Source organism: Streptomyces sp. B5E4, assembly GCF_039871555.1.
Classification (GTDB): domain Bacteria; phylum Actinomycetota; class Actinomycetes; order Streptomycetales; family Streptomycetaceae; genus Streptomyces.
This window is the reverse complement of record NZ_JBDPMI010000011.1, coordinates 162,675-178,360: the sequence shown is the minus strand read 5'-3', so window position 1 is coordinate 178,360 and position 15,686 is coordinate 162,675. Positions and strand designations below refer to the sequence as shown.

Here is a 15,686-nt window from a genome sequence, read left to right as displayed (position 1 = left end):
TCCCGACCCGCCGCGGTCCGGTTTTTACAGCGGTGCCGGGTCGATGTCGCAGTCCGCCCGCAGCCCGGCGGCGAAGGCCACGATCGCCGGGTGTGTCGCGGGTGTCTCCTCCCCCGAGGGCTCGGGGGCCGCAAGCGCCTGCCGGATCCGCTCCAGGGTGTCCTGACGCATCGCGGTGGCCTCTTCGGCTTCACCGGTCGCCGCCAGGTCGAGGGAGAGGTTGCCGGCGCAGGCCAGGGTGGTGGGGTGGGCCGTGCCGAAGACCTCCTGGCACCGTCCCAGGGTCGGGCGCCCCCAGCGGACGGATTCTTCGTGGTCGCCGAGCGCCGCCATGTCACTGGCGAGGTTCACCGCGGCCACCAGGGTGTGGGGGTGGTCGTCCCCGAGGACTTCGGTCAGGGTGCGGAGCGCGTGCTCGTCGAGCCGGCGTGCCTCCTCCGGGCGGCCCAGGAGCCGTTCGGAGAGGGCGAGGTCGACGTCGGCGGCCAGGGCGTACGGGTGCTCCGCGGAGTACAGCTCCCGGTAGCCCTCGCTCACCTTGGAGCCGCGGACCCGGGCGGCGTCCAGGTCGGCGGTCTGGCGCAGGGCGATGGACAGCGTCAGGGCGGCGGCCAGCGACTGGGGGTGGGCCTCGCCGTACCGGCGGTTGAAGCCCTCGTGGGCCTCGATGGCCAGCTCCAGCGAACGCGCGTGGTCACCCGCCTTCCGGGTGGTGATGCTCAGCTCGCGCAGCGCGTGCAAGGTGGAGGGGTTGCGGCTGCCGAGGATGTCCTGCCGGGCCGCCACGACGGTTTCGTGCAACGACAGGGCGCCGATGTAGTCGCCGCTCTCCCGTACGTCGATGGCCACGGCGATCTCGGACTCCAGGCTGCGCGGGTCGTCGCGTCCGAACAGCCGCTGCCGCAGCAGCCAGGTCTGCCGGTCCAGCTCCAGCGCGTTCTGGAAGTCGCCCATGAGGCGCAGGCTCACGCCGTAGTTGTGGGCGACGTTGAGCGTGGTGGGATCCTCCTCGCCGAACGCCTGGAGGGCCCGGTCGTGGGCGATCTTGTCGATCTCGGCGCCTTCCGCGAAGCGTCCCTCCGCGCGCCGGACGGCCGCTTCCAGCTGGAGGGCGTCGAGCGCGCCCTCGCTGTCCGCGGGCTGCGTACGGTCGTAGATCTGCCGGAGCAGTTCCACCAGCCGCGCCGCGTCACCGTACCGTCCGACGGCCCAGTACATGAAGCCCAGGTGCTGACCCATCAGCAGGGACAGCGAGTCGTCCTCCTCGAACAACTCCGTCCAGGCGTTCCACGCGTCCTCGGAGAAGGAGACCGCGACGTCGTGGTCGCCCCAGTGGTAGAGGTACCGGGCCGCGTTCAGCACGAGCTGGCGTACCCAGGGCTGGTCCGACCTGACGGCGTCGGAGGCGATGACATGCGTGTAGAGCTCCGCATACCGCGGCCAGTTCGACGGGTCGTTCGGTTCCTTGGGATCTGCGGTGGCCATCAAGGAGTGAGCGCCTTGGCGCATGCGGTTCTGCTCCTCCGGACTCATGCGGTTCACCAGTACGAGTTGCACGAGTCGGTGCATCTCGATGGAGTTCGTGCGGTGGTCGATGCGGGCGAGTGAGTAACGGTTGATCTCCCGTATCGCGCGCGCGAGCTTCATCGGGTCGTTGAGGGCGGCATCGAGCTGGGGGAAGATGCTCTGCGGGCCCGGTCCCTTGAGGACCGAGCGGCTGATCGGGTCGGGGGCGAAGTAGGAGCACAGCTCAAGCAGGCGGAGGGCTGTCGGGCTGCGTTGCTCCAGATGGTCGAGGGAGACGTTCCAGGCGGCGGCGACCGGAAGCTGGTAGTCCGGCGGCGGGGCGGTTTCGAGGAGTTCGTTCTTCTTGTCCTCGAACAGCCGCAGGTATTCGGAGGTCGGCATGCCGGTCTCGGTGCGCCAGGCGGCCGCCTGCACCAGGGCCAGCGGCAGGTCGCCCAGCGCCTCGGCCAGCGCCTCGGCCTCCTCGTCCGCCAGCTCCGGCCCCGACCTGCTGAGCAGCTTCTTGCTCTCCTCGCGGGTGAAGACGTCCACGTCGAGGGAGCCGCCCACCAGGCTCCACCGCCGGTTGCGCGAGGTCACCACGATGGTCCCGGTGCCGCCGGTGGGGAAGTAGGGGCGTACCTGCTCGGGGCTGTCCGCGTTGTCGAAGATCAGCAGCCAGCGCGAGTACGGCTTCCCCTCGCGCAGCGCCTCCCGGACGACGGGACCGGCGACGTTGACCTCGGAGGTGGTCTCCAGGCCCAGCCGTTTGGCGAGTTCCACCAGGGACTGGCCGATCTGGCCCGGCCGCTCCGAGGGGATCCACCACACGATGTCGTACTCGGACTGGTGACGGTAGGCGTACTCGATCGCCAACTGCGTCTTGCCGACACCGCCCATGCCGTGGATGGCCTCGGGCAGGACCGTCGTCGTACCCTCCTGCAACCGCTGCTCCAGCAGGGCCAGGAGCTCGTCCCGGCCGGTGAAGTTCTGGTTCCGCGGCGGCAGGTTACCCCAGATGCGTGGCCGTGCGGCGCGCTCTCCTTCCAGGGTGCGCTGGGGCGTGGTCGACATGGGCGATGCTCCTTCGCCTGCTGCGGATGTGGGTGATGCTGTCGGCGATGCGCTGGGCAGAGCATCGGGGGGACGGGTCGCGTTCCACTGATCGTGCCATTTCAGTGCTTTCCGCAGAATTGCGGCGCGCTGATGAAATGCACCGGACAGGGCCGACAGGGCGGCCAGCTCCACCCGGAGGAACGCGGCACTGCGCTTGGTGACGGACGGGGGCGCCGTCTCGTCCAGCGGCGCGGAGAGCGGCGGCAGCAGCGTGGCGCTGCCCGGATCCGACGCCAGGACTTCGTGGACGTCCCGCAGGGTGCGCACGGTGGCGCTGCGCCGCCCGAGGGCCAGCAGTTGTCCGCGGGTGCCCGGGGTGAACTCGTACGCGAGGGCCGCCGGGGCGTCGTCGGGCACGCCTGTGGGCCGCACCAGCCCGCTCATGAAGAACTCGGCGGCGTGCACCGGCCCCGCGCCGGGGGTGGACTCCACCACTTTGCGGATGACCGGCAGGCTCAGCGTGCCGCGGCCAGTCGGGTGGCCAGCCGGAACGCGGTGGGCGAGGCGGCGGCGCGGAACTCGAAGACGCGGTCGGCGGCGGACTGCGGCTGTTCCGCGTCGGGGGGTTCGGCCAGCCAGGGCAGCGGGCGGGCGAGGTCCGGCCGGTTCTTCCAGCGGTGGGCCGGGAAGGCCGGCAGGTCCACCCAGCGCTGCCGGTCGCCGGAGAGCAGGAGCGACAGGGCCTGCGCCCCGTGCTGGGTGAGGGAGAGTACGGGCATGACGGACGGATCGTCCGCGTCGTCGGCGGCGTCACCCCGTAATGCGGTACGGACGTCCCGCTCGCGCCACTCCCAGGTGCTGTTGGCGGCCCAGGCGTGGTCCGCCCGGACCCGGAGGCGGGAGACGGTGAGGCCGGTGCGGTACCACAGCGGGGGCGGGAGCAGCTCGATCACGGCGACCGGCAGGTTCCGTCCCCAGTCCCGCAGCAGCGACTGCACCACACCCAGATGCCAGCCGGCGGCCAGGCCGTCGGTGACGACCAGGACCACGGTCCGCGCTCCCGTCGTGGGCGTCCCGTCGAGCGGGACGTCGGTGTGCACGCGGCCGGGTGCCGTCTCGTCGGTGCGGAGCAGACGCAGGACCCGTACCTCGGAGAAGCAGTCCGCCAGCGCCTGCTGCAGATCGGCCAGCATCCGGTCCCACACCTGCACCGTCACGTGGGCGTCGACGACCAGCAGCACCCGGCTCGGCTCCCCGGCGTCCCCGGCGGGCCAGCCCTCCCACAGCCGCGCCAGATCCGGTCCTGCCGCCAACGGGGCGCTCGGACCGGCCGGGTCCGCCGAGGGCCTGGACTGCTCGCCCCGCGCGTCGTCATCGGACATGGGCAGCACTGCGATCACGGCACCTTCGTCGCGGGGCCTCGGTACATGACCGTCCCTCGCCGGGACGGGGGCGCATGTCTGCCGGCGTACTCCACATCACCGGGTGGTGTCTCCTTCCCTGCCATACATGCCTCACCGCCTCCGGTCGGTGCCGCCCGCGTCGGGTCGGCTCGAGGGTCCGGGTATACGTTCCGGGTCGTCCAGCAGCACGGCCAGATGACGCCCTATATGGCCGTCCCAGTTCTCCCGGCCGAGCGAGAGCGCCTGTCTGCGCCAGACGCGGGTGCGCTCCAGGAGGCCGGCCAGGCTGCGTTCCTGAAGGATGTCGGCCGCCGCTTCCCGGAAGCCGGGGTCGGGTTCGCCGCGCTGCCAGAGCATCGCCGGGACGCCCGCCCGCAGGGCCGCGGTGAACTCGTCCTGGGCGGCCTCCGAGTCGCTGCCGGGAACCTCGTTCAGCACGAGGCAGACGATCTGGTCGTCCTCCTGGAGCTCCCGTTCGAGATGGAACGCCGACTGGCCCGGCCTGCTCCAGTGCGACCGGCTCTCGGCAGGCTTGTCCCTCAAGTGGCGCCAGCGGTTGTTCCACGGCCGGTACCAGGGCTTGCGCAGGCGGTCGAGCGAGCGGAGCACCACGGTGTAGTACATGACCAGCGGGGTCGGATGCCGCGCGTCGGTCTCCTTGTTCCACCACTCCACGGGCTCCTTGAGGAGCTCCCAGGGAAGGATGAACTCGATCACCACCGGCTGCCGCAGCTCCGCCCAGCGCGCTTCGGCCTGCTCGACGAGCCGCTCCACCTCGACCTCGAGGTCGCTGCGGCGCACGTTGAGCGTTTCGCCGGGGACGGGGTGCCAGCCGTCCGCGTCGGCCTGACGCCAGTGGGACAGGTAGAAGCGGTCGGGGTCGACGCCGTCCGGCTCACACTGGATGAGCAGGTAGGCCGGGTGCAGGGAGGGGGCGGCGGGCTGCGACGTACGGGAGCGCTGCTTGGTGGCGACCCAGTCGGCCTGCGCGTCGAGCAGTCCCCTGGTCTGGGCCTGCCGGCGGGCCCAGCGGCGCAGTTCCTCCGCCTCGCTGTGGCGCCCCTCCTCGACCAGGAGGTCGGCGGCGAGGTCCAGGTACGCCAGGCACGGCGGAAGCTCCTCCTCGGTGGTGTTGTCGCCGGCCAGACGCAGGAACACGTCCCAGCCGGTCTTGCACCACGCCTCCAGCTCCTGCGTACGGGAGCGGCTGGCCCGCCGGGCCAGGGTGAGCAGGGCGTCGGACGGCAGCTTCTGCAGCACGGACCGCAGCGGATACAGGTCGGTGAAGCGGAAGAAGACCGCGGCCTCCCACTCGTCCAGCAGCCGCGCCAGGTCGTCCATGAGCACGGACTGCTGCTCTACATAGCCGAGGCAGCGCGCCAGTCCCTGCAGCCCTTCGTCCACGTCGGCGCAGATACCGACGAGACGTAACAGCCAGACGCGCAACGGCTGGTCCTGGCGCGGTGGTTCCACGGGTGTCCGCAGTTCTGAGGCGACGGCCTGGACCACCATCTCCATGCTGGCAGGACGCCGGATCGTCTCCGCCTCCTGGAGCACGTCGACCACGGAGGCCAATAACTCGTTGCGAACCCGTGCAGGACTGCGTCCCTCCACGCCTGTGCCCCCAGTTGCTCTCGCATCAGCCCGCGCGTCGTGCAAACAGGGTACGGCCAGCAGTCCCCGCGAGCCATCGTGACGACGGCCGCACAGGGTCATCTTTCCGCCTCTTCCGCGGCGTCCGCGATCATCACCGCGTGAGCGGTCCCCTCCGGGTCGACGAGGGTCGGATCGAGGGTGAAGGCGATCCGGTGCGTCCGGGCGGTTTCGGTGCGGCCGTCGGCGTTCGCCTCGACGACCCAGAAGGCGACTTTCCCGCCGGCGCCGCCGCTCCGGGTGACCGCGACGGTGGTCTCGACCTCCACCGGACCCAGCCGGAACCGGAGCGGGCCGGCGTCCGGGTCGGCGATCGCGTCCTGCAGCTCACGCCTCAACGCCCGGATCACCTCGGCCAGTTCGATCACCGGGGGGACCCCCTCTCGTGTGGCGGCGATGCTATCGGGGATGCGGGGCGCGATGCGGCCCGTTGCCGGCACGCTGACAAGTACCTGCCCGCCCGCCTTCGGGCCGATCCCTACCCGCGGGGGGCGCGTGGAGGGGCGCGCTGTGAGGGGTCCGGCCGTGCGCCGTCGACGAGGGCGCCCGGAGGGCTGCCTCCGGGTGTTCGCGCGCGTCGTGGCCGATCCCGCGCCGGCCGAGGCCCCCGGCACCCGGCACCCGGGCGGCCGTGAAGGAGACGGGGCGGGTCTCGGCCGGGCGGGTGACGGGGGCCCTGGGGGTCAGCGGGCGAGCTTGCGTGTGAGCTGGGCCTTGTTCATGGACGAGCGGCCGCGGATGTTGCGGCGCCTGGCCTCGGCGTAGAGCTGGTCGTACGTGGGGCCCTCGGCGCCGCGGTGGGAGCGGAGGCCGCCGCGGCGGGCGGAGGAGAGGTCGCGGGTGGAGGTACGGCTCGCGGTGCGGGCCTCGCCGGTATGGGCGCGCTCCTTGTTCACGGTACGGGCGGCGATCTCCTTGGCCGTGCCGGGCGGGCGCCGCGCTTCCGGGCGCCCTTCTCCATGTGCTCGGACTGGCGTTCCCGCTTGGGGCCGGATCCTCTCGGCATGTCTTCTCCCTGGCAGTGGGTCCGATGCAACGCCCCCATCCTCAGCCACCGGAGATTCCGCACCAAACGGACAAAACGGTCTGCTGTGCACTCCGGTTTCAGCTCGCCGGCCCGGGGAACCCGGGCCGAGACCGGCCTCCGGCACCGCACAGCGAAGGGACACCCATGACGTACCAACCGGACGGCCAGCGCTCTGCCGCGCAGCAGGCGCTGCACACCGTCGCCGAGAACGGTCCCGACCAGGAAGCGCTGCACACGCTCGCCGAGAGCAGGGTGCTGCTGCCCGACCCGGAACCGGCCGAAGAGCCCGTCGGGTCCGCGCAGGCGCTGAGTCTGCCGGTGGTGGAGCAGGGCGACGGCACCCGGCTGGTGCCGGTCTTCACCTCCCCCGACCGCCTGGAGCAGGTCTTCCCCGAGGTCGAGCACTACAACGCGGTGGCCCTCGGTGACCTCGCCCGCGGCTGGCCCTCGGACGGCCCGGTGCTGGTCGTCGACGTGGGCACGCCGGAAGAGATGGCCCTGACGGCCCAGGGAGTGAGGGACCTGCTGGCCACGGCCTGAGCCGCGGCGTACCGTCGCAGGCCGGGTACCCCGGCGTACGCCACCCGTGGGTCACACCGACATCGGAGGTCGTCATGCCGGTCGCCACCTTCTGCCTGGTCGCGCTGGACTGCCCGGAACCGCGCCGGTTGGCCGAGTTCTACCAGGGGCTGCTCGGGGGCGAGGTGAAGGCGGACCGCGACGACTGGGCAGAGCTCTTCCTGCCGGACGGCACGGGACGGCTCGCCTTCCAGCACGCGCCCGACCTGCGTCCGCCCGACTGGCCGCGAGCCGACGGCAACTCGCAGCAACTGCACCTGGATCTGAGGGTCACGGACGTCGAGGCGGCGGAGCGGCACGCTCTGGAACTGGGTGCCCGGCCGCTGGACACGGACGACGACGGGGGCAGGCGGGACTTCCGCGTGTACGCGGATCCGGCGGGGCATCCGTTCTGCTTCGTCCACGGGTCGTGAGCGACGGCGCGGGTAGCCGGCCGGGGAACACCGACCGGCCTCGCGCGGGACGCCGGCGGCCCTCCTGGGACACGGCGGGCGAGCCGTTCACCTCGAAGCGGTGGTGCGGATCGCCTCGTCGGGACCCTGCGGCCCGGACCTGCACCCGTACGGCATCCCCACCCGTGCGCACCCCCCGGGGACACCCCCGGGGTGCGCAGGCGAGGGACGTCGCCGAGGCGGTCGCCGCCGGCATGCGCCGTGGTCAGGCCGTCCGGGTGCCGTCCACCGCGGCCAGGTCGCGGGCCGCCGCCGCGATCGCCGCCGCGTCGATGCCCGCCGCCGCGAGCTGCTCCGTCCCCGTCGCCGAACCGGGCATGGTGCGTACCGCCAGCCGGGCGAGCCGCGGAACGGCGCGCCCGTCGGCGAACACCTCGGCCACCGCGTCGCCCAGGCCGCCCTCCGGACGGTGGTCCTCGACCGTGAGCACCCGGCCGGTCAGCTCCGCCGCGGCGCGCACGGCGGTGGCGTCGACGGGCTTGACGGAGTACAGGTCGAGCACGTGGGCCCCGATGCCCTCCGCGGCCAGCAACTCGGCGGCGGCCAGCGCCTCGTGCACGGTGACCCCGGCCGCGGCGATCGTCACACTGTCGCCGGGCGCGGCACGCAGCAGCTTGCTGCCGCCGACCGGGAAGTCCTCGTCGGGGCCGTAGAGGACGGGCCGGGCGCCGCGCATGGTGCGCAGGTAGCGCACGCCCGTCAGCTCCTCGTCCGCCATGGCGGCGACGAGTCGCGCGGCCTGGTTGGCGTCGCAGGGGTGCAGCACCGTGCTGCCGTGCACGGCGCGGAACATCGCCAGATCCTCCAGCCCCATCTGCGACGGGCCGTCCTCGCCGATGGCGACGCCTGCGTGCGAGCCGACCAGGCTGAGGTTCGCCCGGCTGACGGCCGCCATGCGTACGAAGTCGTGGGCGCGGGTCATGAACGCGGCGAAGGTCGCGGCGAACGGCACCCAGCCGCACGCCTGCATGCCGACGCCCGCCGCGACGAGCTGCTGCTCGGCGATGTAGCACTCGAAGTACCGGTCGGGGTGCTCCTTGGCGAAGAGCTCGGTGCGCGTGGAGTCGCCGACCTCGCCGTCCAGGGCGACGACGTCCGGCCGTGCGGTGCCGAGCGCCGCCAGGGCGTGCCCGTACGCGTCCCGCGTGGACACCGGGTCCCCCACGTCGTACCGCGGCAGCGCCGGATGCGGCGCGGCGGCGCGCGGGGGCGCGAGCGCGGGCGGCGGGGCCTGCGGCTCGACGCGGATGTCGCTGGTGCCGCCCAGCTCGGCGATCGCCGCCTCGGGGTCCGGCAGGGGCTTGCCGTGCATGCCCTCGCGGTTCGCCACGGCGGCGACCCCGCTGCCCTTCACCGTGCGGGCGAGGACGACCGTCGGCCGGTCGGTCACCGACTCGGCCTCGGCGTACGCGGCGTCGATGGCGGCTATGTCGTGTCCGTCGACCTCGACGGTGTGCCAGCCGCACGCCCGCGCCCGGCGGCCGTACGCCTCCAGGTCCCAGCCGTGCCGGGTGGGCCCGCGCTGGCCGAGCCGGTTCACGTCGACGATCACGGTGAGGTTGCCCAGATGCTCGTACCCGGCGTGCTCGAACGCCTCCCAGACCGAGCCCTCGGCCATCTCGCTGTCGCCGCACAGCACCCACACCCGGTACGGGAGGTGCGCGAGCCGCTTGCCCGCCAGCGCCATGCCGACGCCGACGGGCGGCCCCTGCCCGAGCGACCCGGTGGCCACGTCGACCCACGGCAGCATCGGGGTCGGGTGCCCCTCCAGCCGGCTGCCCAGTTGCCTGAACGTCAGCAGTTCCTCGTCGTCGACGGCACCGACCGCCCTGAACGCCGCGTACAGCAGCGGCGAGGCATGCCCCTTGGAGAGAACCAGGCGGTCCGCACCGGGGTGGTCGGGCCGGTCGACGTCGTAGCGCAGATGCCTCGCGAGCAGCACGGCCATCAGGTCGGCCGCGGACATCGAGGAGGTCGGGTGGCCGGATCCGGCGGCTGCGGCGGCCCGTACGGCGTCCACGCGCAACTGGCGACCGAGCGCGGTGGAGAGGTCCAGATCCACATCGACGGAGGTCATGTCGTGCTCCTTGTCCGGGCGGTGAGTGCTGTCCCGGCCCACGGGCACGGCGACGCGCCGGTCCGGTCACGTACGCGCCGTGTCCTGGTCGGTCCTCAGTGCCGGGTACCACGCTCCTGCGCGTCCTAACGAACGATCTCCCGGCGGGGTGGGCAGGCCACCGTGGGCGGCGGGGGCGCAGCCGGGTGCGTTCGCGCCCCGCGGCCCGGCAGAGGTGGCCGCGGTGGCCGATCCGGCGGGCGGTCCCGGAGGCGGGACGGCGACCGCTCGTGCGACGTGCCGCCCCGGCGTATTCTGGAACAGGCCCGTGGGCCCTGTTTGCGTCCCACGGCGTCGGGCAGGCGGCCCACCGTGCTTCGGACGGGAGGCACGCCGCGGGAGTACACGGTTTCCCTGTCGCCGGCGCTCCGGCCGCGGCCGGCGTCCCGGTGGCAGGTGTCCGCCGCCGTCGTCCTCCCGTGAGAATCGCACACGCACGACTCGCCCGAGGGAGGCCCCCGTGGCGCATGTCAGGGCAAGGAGAAAACACCCGCACCACGACGCACCGGACACCTCCGCGCAGTTCCGTCTGCTCGCGGGAATGCCGGAAGGGCCCGACAAGAAGGCCCTGCGGCAGGAGGTCGTACGCGCCTGGATGCCGATGGCCGAGCGGCTCGCCCACCAGTTCAGAAACCGCGGCGAGACGCTGGAGGACCTGGAACAGGTCGCCCACCTCGGCCTGGTGAAGGCCGTCAGGCGGTACGACGCGGAGCGCAGCAACGCCTTCGAGAGCTTCGCCGTGCCGACGATCGTCGGCGAGCTGAAGCGCCACTTCCGTGACCACATGTGGGGCGTGCACGTGCCCCGCCGGGTCCAGGAACTGCGCAACCGCGTCCGCAGCGCGGGACTGTCGCTGGCCGTCACGGCCGACGACCGGTTCCCGACGACCGCGGACCTCGCGGAGGCCACCGGCCTGACCGAGGACGAGGTGCGTACGGGCCTGGAGGCCTGGGAGAGCTACGCCACGCTCTCCCTCGACGCGGCCCTCCCCGGCACCGAGGACGGCTACTCGCTCATCGACACCTTCGGCAGCACCGAACCCGGCTTCGACCAGGCCGTGGACCGCGAGGCCGTGCGACCGCATCTGAGCCGGCTGCCGGAACGCGAACGCGAGGTCCTCTACCTGCGCTTCTTCTGCGACATGACGCAGCGCGGCATCGCCGACCACCTGGGCATCTCGCAGATGCAGGTCTCCCGGCTGATCAGCCACTCGTGCGCGCGCGTCTGCGAGCGCGTGGAGGCGGACCAGGCCGCAACGGCCCGGCCCGCAGCACCCGCACCGGTCGGCTCCGCCACCGCCGCGTAGACCGGCGCCGGTGTACGCCACCTCCTCCCCGAAGAGAGCACCCACCTGTTCGAGAGCGGACAGCCGTCCCCGGCCGCCCGGAGAGGAGGGATTCCCGTGGAAGCCCTCACCGTTCGCGACCGTGACGCCGGCCCGGCAGGGATGTCCCCGACCGACCTGCCCCACCCGCACGCCGCCGAGAACGACGTCATCGTGAAGGTGTACGCGGCCGGGTTCACCCCGGGCGAGCTGGCCTGGCCGGGCACGTGGACCGATCGCGCCGGGCGGGACCGGACGCCGAGCGTGCCGGGGCACGAGCTGTCCGGCGTGGTCACCGAGCTCGGCTACGGCACCACCGGACTCACCGTCGGGCAGCGGGTCTACGGGCTCGCGGACTGGACCCGCGACGGGACGCTCGCGCAGTACACCGCCGTCGAGGCCCGCAACCTCGCACCACTGCCGGCCGACGTCGACCACGTCACCGCGGCGGCGCTGCCGATCTCCGGACTCACCGCCTGGCAGGGGCTGTTCGACCACGGCCGCCTCACCACCGGGCAGACCGTGCTCATCCACGGCGCGGCCGGCGGCGTCGGATCCATCGCCGTGCAGCTCGCCCGCGAGGCCGGCGCCCGGGTGATCGGCACCGGCCGCGCCGGCGGCCGGGCCACCGCCCTGGACCTGGGCGCCGCCGCGTTCGTCGACCTGGAGTCCGAGCGGCTGGAGGACGCGGGCGAGTTCGACGTGGTCTTCGACGTCCTCGGCGGCGGGATCCTCGAACGCTCCGCCGCGCTCGTCCGCCCCGGCGGCACCCTGGTGACCATCGCCGAGCCGGTCACGGTCCGGCCCGGCGACGGACGGGCGGTCTTCTTCGTCGTCGAACCCGACCGGCCCCGCCTCGCGGAGCTGGCGCGGATGCTGCGGGACGGCCGGCTCAAGCCCCTGGTCGGGAGCGTACGGCCGCTCGCCGAGGCGCCGGAGGCGTTCGCCCCCGGTCGGCGTACGCCCGGGAAGACGATCATCCGGGTCGCCGAGGACGACTGAAGGTCCCCGTCACCTGCGGATCCGCACGGCGGCCGCCCCGACAGCCGTACGGCCGAGGCGATTGCGGCGGGGGCAGCGTGGACCTCGGACGGCGATGCCGCCGCGGATGCGGGCGGCCCGCCGGCCGTCGCGGCGGCGCCGCCCCGGTGCGGCGTCAGGGCTTTCGGCCCACGGCGCAGACCCGCCAGGGGGCCACCGTGCGGTTCCGGCCGACGGCCGCGTCGTCGGGGCGCCACTGGGCGCAGGGCACGACGCCCGGTTCGAGGATCTCCAGGCCGTCGAAGTAGCCCGCGACGTCGTCGGGGGCGCGGAGCGTCTGCGGGTCCACGCTCGCTTCGTTCCACATCTGCAGGACGCCGTCCACCTCGCTGCTCACGCCCCTGACGGGGTGGGCGAGGGCCAGGTAGCTGCCCGACGGCACGGCCGCGACGAACCGGCTCACGACCTCGCGCGCCTCGGCGTCGTCGACGATGAACTGCACGATCCCCAGCATCATCACGGCGACGGGCCGGCTGAAGTCCAGCGTCTTCGCCGCCTGTTCGAGGATCGCCGCCACGTCGCGCACATCGGCGTCGACGTAGTTGGTGGCGCCCTGGGGGCCGCTGGTGAGCAGCGCCTCGGCGTACCGCAGCACGAGTGGGTCGTTGTCGACGTAGACGACGCGCGACTCGGGCGCCAGGTCCTGCGCGACCTCGTGGGTGTTGTGGTTGGTGGGCAGTCCGGCACCGAGGTCGAGGAACTGGCGGATCCCGGCCTCGGCGGCGAAGTGGCGCACCGACCGCATCAGGAAGCCGCGGTCGGCTCGCGCGGCCTCCACGACGTCGGACACGACCTCCGCCATCTGGTCGCCGACTGCACGGTCGACCTCGTAATTGCTCTTGCCGCCCAGCCAGTAGTCCCAGACGCGCGCCGAGTGCGGCCGCTGCTGGTCCAGTGACCTGGTTCCGTCGGGTAAGTGCTGCTCGGCCATGATCGGCGCTCCTCGTGTTCGCATGCGGGGTGGACCCGCACCAGTGTGCCGTGGGAGCCGGTCCCCGTCCGGCGCTCGGTCCAGGACGCCGGATGCGAAGCGGATCCGGCCGTCCGCCGCACCGCGCGGTGTCCGGGCGTCACCGGGTGAGGCGGGCGGGGTGGTCGATGCCGGTGAGCTTGTGCGGGTTGCGAACGACATAGATCCGGGTGATCTTCCCGTCGGCCAGCTCCAGGCTCACCGCCGCCGGCTCGCCGTCGAACTCGACCCGGCCCGCGGGGGCGCCGTTGAGCCAGACGGCGGCCGTCGCCAGCGCCACCCGGTTCGCGGTCGCGAGCAGCGTCGCCACCCGGCGGGCCCCCCGGACCGGGTTCAGCGCGGCGGCCACGATCCCGCCGCCGTCGGCGACCAGGACCACGTCGGGCGCCATGACCTCCAGCAACTCCTGCAGCTCGCCGGTGTGCAGCGCGGCCAGGAACCGTTCCACCACCGCCTGCTGCTCGGTCGGGCTGACCCGCACCCGCGGCCGGCGGGCCGCCACGTGGCCGCGGGCCCGCCGGGCGATCTGCCGCACGGTGGCCGCCGGCTTGCCGACGGCCTCGGCGATCTCGCCGTACGGCATGTCGAAGACCTCGCGGAGCACGAACACCGCCCGCTCGGTGGGCCCGAGGGTCTCCAGCACGGTGAGCATCGCCATCGACACGCTCTCCGCGAGCACGATGTCGTCGGCGACGTCGTGGGTGGTCAGCAACGGCTCCGGCAGCCACTCGCCGACGTAGTCCTCGCGCCGCCGCGCCAGCGTCCGCAGGCGGTTGAGCGCCTGCCGGGTGACGGTCCGTACGAGGTACGCCCGCGGGTCCCGTACCTCCGACCGGTCGGCGGCGGCCCACCGCAGCCAGGACTCCTGCAGGACGTCCTCCGCGTCCGCCGCGGAGCCGAGGATCTCGTAGGCGACGGTGAACAGCAGGCTGCGGTGGGTGACGAACGGGTCGTCGGGCGCCGTCGTCATGCCCGGCCGACGGCTTCCGTGCGGCCGGCCAGCGGGATCCCGCACGCCTCGGAGAAGCCCTGCGACGTGACGCCGTGGGCGGTGTTGGCCCGTGTCGACAGATTGACGAACCCGACGAACGCGGTCAGCTCCACGAGCCCCGCGGGGCCGAGCTGCGCCAGCAGGCTCGCCGACTGTTCGTCGGTGACGGCCGTCGGCGTGACGGACATCGCCTCCGCGTACGCCATCACCTCGCGCTCCAGCGGCGAGAACACGTCCGAGTCCCGCCACCGCGGCACCTGGCTGGCCCTGGCCGGGTCCAGGTCCTCGTTCTGCGCCTGGAAGTAGCCGACGTCGAGGCACCAACTGCACCCGACGAGCGCGGCGACCGCCATGTGGGCGAACGACTTCAGACTCGCGTCGACGGCGCGCCACGAGGCCGCCTTCGCCGCGAACTCCAGATTGTCGACGGCCACGTCGGGGTGGTTGAACAGCACCTCCACCGGCTCGGGCAACTCGCCGAACTGCTTCACCATGGCCTCCCGCATCTCGCCGGGAAGCTCCGCCCTGGGAACACGCACCGCCACGATCTCTCCTTGCTCACACGATCCGGTCCCCATCCAGACACCGCCCGCGCCCCGGGCGTGACACCAGTGGGGCAGGCGCTTCGAAGAGTGGGCTACGCCTATGGAGTGTCCGGGCCGGGTCCGTGCGTCCCGGAAGGGATGCCTCACGTGTCCGATTCGGATTCCAGGTCCGCCAGCTTCGCCGCCGCCCTGTCGGCCGCCCTGCGGGATTCGCGGGTGGCGCGGGTGGTGGCGGTCAGGGTGCGGCGGGCTTGGGTGAGGGCTTCGCGGGCCTGGGATTCGGCCTTCTCGGCGGACCGTAGTTGCTCGGTCAGCTCGGCGACGCGGGCCGTGGCCTCGTCGAGGCGGGATTCCGCTTTGCTCCGCTGGGATTCGTCGCGGTGCAGGGCCTTGTCCTGATCGCGGGCCTCCCGCTCGGCGGCCTTCGCTTCCTTACGGGCCCGGGTCAGTTCTTCGGTGCGGGCCTTCGCGGGGTCCTCCACGAGCTTGAGGTGGCGCTTGCGGGCCGGGCGGGGTGCGGGCGCACCGGCGGTGGCTCCCGTGCCCGGGAAGCCCGGGCGGGTGGTCAGGGGTTTGGCGAGGTGGCCGGCGGCCCACTCGCGGGCCGCGTCCGGGTCGGCGAGGACGGCGTGGAGGGTCGTCTCGACCTCGTGCTGGACGGCGTCGCCGACCGGCTGGCCGGCCTCGGCGGCGAGCCGGCGGGCCTCGCGGGCGAGTTCGGCGACCAGCGCGTTGCGCTGCCGGGTCAGCTCACGCAACCGGTCTCCCGCGAGCCGGTCCTGCGCCGCTCGCAGGCCCTCCCCGAGCCGCTGCAGCGCGTCGACCTGGTCGGGCGCGGAGCGGACCAGCAGGTTGCCCGCCCAGGCGCCGAGCGTCGGCTTGCGCAGTGCGGCGATCTGCTTGGCGAGCGCCGGCTCCTTGGCCGTACGCGCCGCCGCGACGTGCCGGCCGCGGGCGGCGACGAACTCGCCCGGCGGCAGCCCGTACAGCTCGTCCGCGACGCTCTCCAGGTCCATCCGACCC

Annotated in this window: 13 protein-coding genes and 1 pseudogene; 4 read left to right on the top strand and 10 right to left on the bottom strand. The window is 73.2% G+C overall.

Annotation, left to right across the window (positions count from 1 at the left end; translation table 11 throughout):
• Window positions 1-24: 24 nt before the first annotated feature.
• The 5 genes and pseudogenes from fxsT to ABGA99_RS17185 all read right to left on the bottom strand — a co-directional run bounded on the left by fxsT (window position 25) and on the right by ABGA99_RS17185 (window position 6,624).
• The gene (gene fxsT / locus ABGA99_RS17205) at window positions 25-3,054 is read right to left on the bottom strand and encodes an FxSxx-COOH system tetratricopeptide repeat protein (protein WP_347582938.1); all 3,030 of its coding nucleotides are present in this window, start codon (window positions 3,052-3,054) and stop codon (window positions 25-27) included.
• A 23-nt stretch (window positions 3,055-3,077) separates the two neighbouring features.
• On the bottom strand, window positions 3,078-3,944 hold the full coding sequence (locus ABGA99_RS17200; protein WP_347582937.1) for a hypothetical protein: 867 nt from the start codon (window positions 3,942-3,944) through the stop codon (window positions 3,078-3,080).
• A 132-nt stretch (window positions 3,945-4,076) separates the two neighbouring features.
• On the bottom strand, window positions 4,077-5,531 hold the full coding sequence (locus ABGA99_RS17195; protein WP_347582936.1) for a hypothetical protein: 1,455 nt from the start codon (window positions 5,529-5,531) through the stop codon (window positions 4,077-4,079).
• 146 nt (window positions 5,532-5,677) lie between these two features.
• Entirely contained in the window at window positions 5,678-5,986 is a 309-nt protein-coding gene (locus ABGA99_RS17190) for a trypco2 family protein (RefSeq protein WP_347578661.1), read from the bottom strand.
• A gap of 315 nt (window positions 5,987-6,301) precedes the next feature.
• Window positions 6,302-6,624 (bottom strand): annotated as a pseudogene (locus ABGA99_RS17185) (plasmid stabilization protein).
• Between the two features lie 165 nt (window positions 6,625-6,789).
• Here ABGA99_RS17185 and ABGA99_RS17180 point away from each other — a divergent pair.
• Together ABGA99_RS17180 and ABGA99_RS17175 are read left to right on the top strand one after the other, a co-directional pair.
• Window positions 6,790-7,185, top strand: a complete 396-nt coding sequence (locus ABGA99_RS17180; RefSeq protein WP_347578662.1) for an SseB family protein — start codon at window positions 6,790-6,792, stop codon at window positions 7,183-7,185.
• Window positions 7,186-7,259: 74 nt separating this feature from the next.
• Entirely contained in the window at window positions 7,260-7,637 is a 378-nt protein-coding gene (locus ABGA99_RS17175; protein ID WP_347578663.1) for a VOC family protein, read from the top strand.
• Window positions 7,638-7,881: 244 nt separating this feature from the next.
• Here ABGA99_RS17175 and ABGA99_RS17170 read toward each other — a convergent pair whose 3' ends face one another.
• Window positions 7,882-9,753, bottom strand: coding sequence for a transketolase (locus ABGA99_RS17170; protein ID WP_347578664.1), 1,872 nt, complete (start codon window positions 9,751-9,753; stop codon window positions 7,882-7,884).
• A 499-nt stretch (window positions 9,754-10,252) separates the two neighbouring features.
• On the opposite strand from ABGA99_RS17170, the gene ABGA99_RS17165 reads away from it, so the two are divergent.
• Window positions 10,253-11,098 carry a SigB/SigF/SigG family RNA polymerase sigma factor gene (locus ABGA99_RS17165; RefSeq protein WP_347578665.1) on the top strand — a complete coding sequence of 282 codons (846 nt, stop codon included), beginning with the start codon at window positions 10,253-10,255 and terminating at the stop codon, window positions 11,096-11,098.
• Between the two features lie 96 nt (window positions 11,099-11,194).
• Window positions 11,195-12,118 carry an NADP-dependent oxidoreductase gene (locus tag ABGA99_RS17160; protein ID WP_347578666.1) on the top strand — a complete coding sequence of 308 codons (924 nt, stop codon included), beginning with the start codon at window positions 11,195-11,197 and terminating at the stop codon, window positions 12,116-12,118.
• 154 nt (window positions 12,119-12,272) lie between these two features.
• On the opposite strand, the gene ABGA99_RS17155 is transcribed toward ABGA99_RS17160, so the two are convergent.
• The 4 genes from ABGA99_RS17155 to ABGA99_RS17140 form a co-directional block, all read right to left on the bottom strand.
• Complete coding sequence (locus tag ABGA99_RS17155) at window positions 12,273-13,088, bottom strand: SAM-dependent methyltransferase (RefSeq protein ID WP_347578667.1); 816 nt, start codon at window positions 13,086-13,088, stop codon at window positions 12,273-12,275.
• 139 nt (window positions 13,089-13,227) lie between these two features.
• A complete protein-coding gene (locus ABGA99_RS17150) occupies window positions 13,228-14,097 on the bottom strand; it encodes an RNA polymerase sigma-70 factor (RefSeq protein WP_347578668.1) in 870 nt (289 codons plus the stop codon).
• Window positions 14,094-14,663, bottom strand: coding sequence for a carboxymuconolactone decarboxylase family protein (locus ABGA99_RS17145; protein ID WP_347578669.1), 570 nt, complete (start codon window positions 14,661-14,663; stop codon window positions 14,094-14,096). Before ABGA99_RS17145 ends, ABGA99_RS17150 begins: the two co-directional genes overlap by 4 nt.
• A 143-nt stretch (window positions 14,664-14,806) precedes the next feature.
• Window positions 14,807-15,679 carry a hypothetical protein gene (locus tag ABGA99_RS17140; RefSeq protein WP_347578670.1) on the bottom strand — a complete coding sequence of 291 codons (873 nt, stop codon included), beginning with the start codon at window positions 15,677-15,679 and terminating at the stop codon, window positions 14,807-14,809.
• Between the last annotated feature and the right edge of the window lie 7 nt (window positions 15,680-15,686).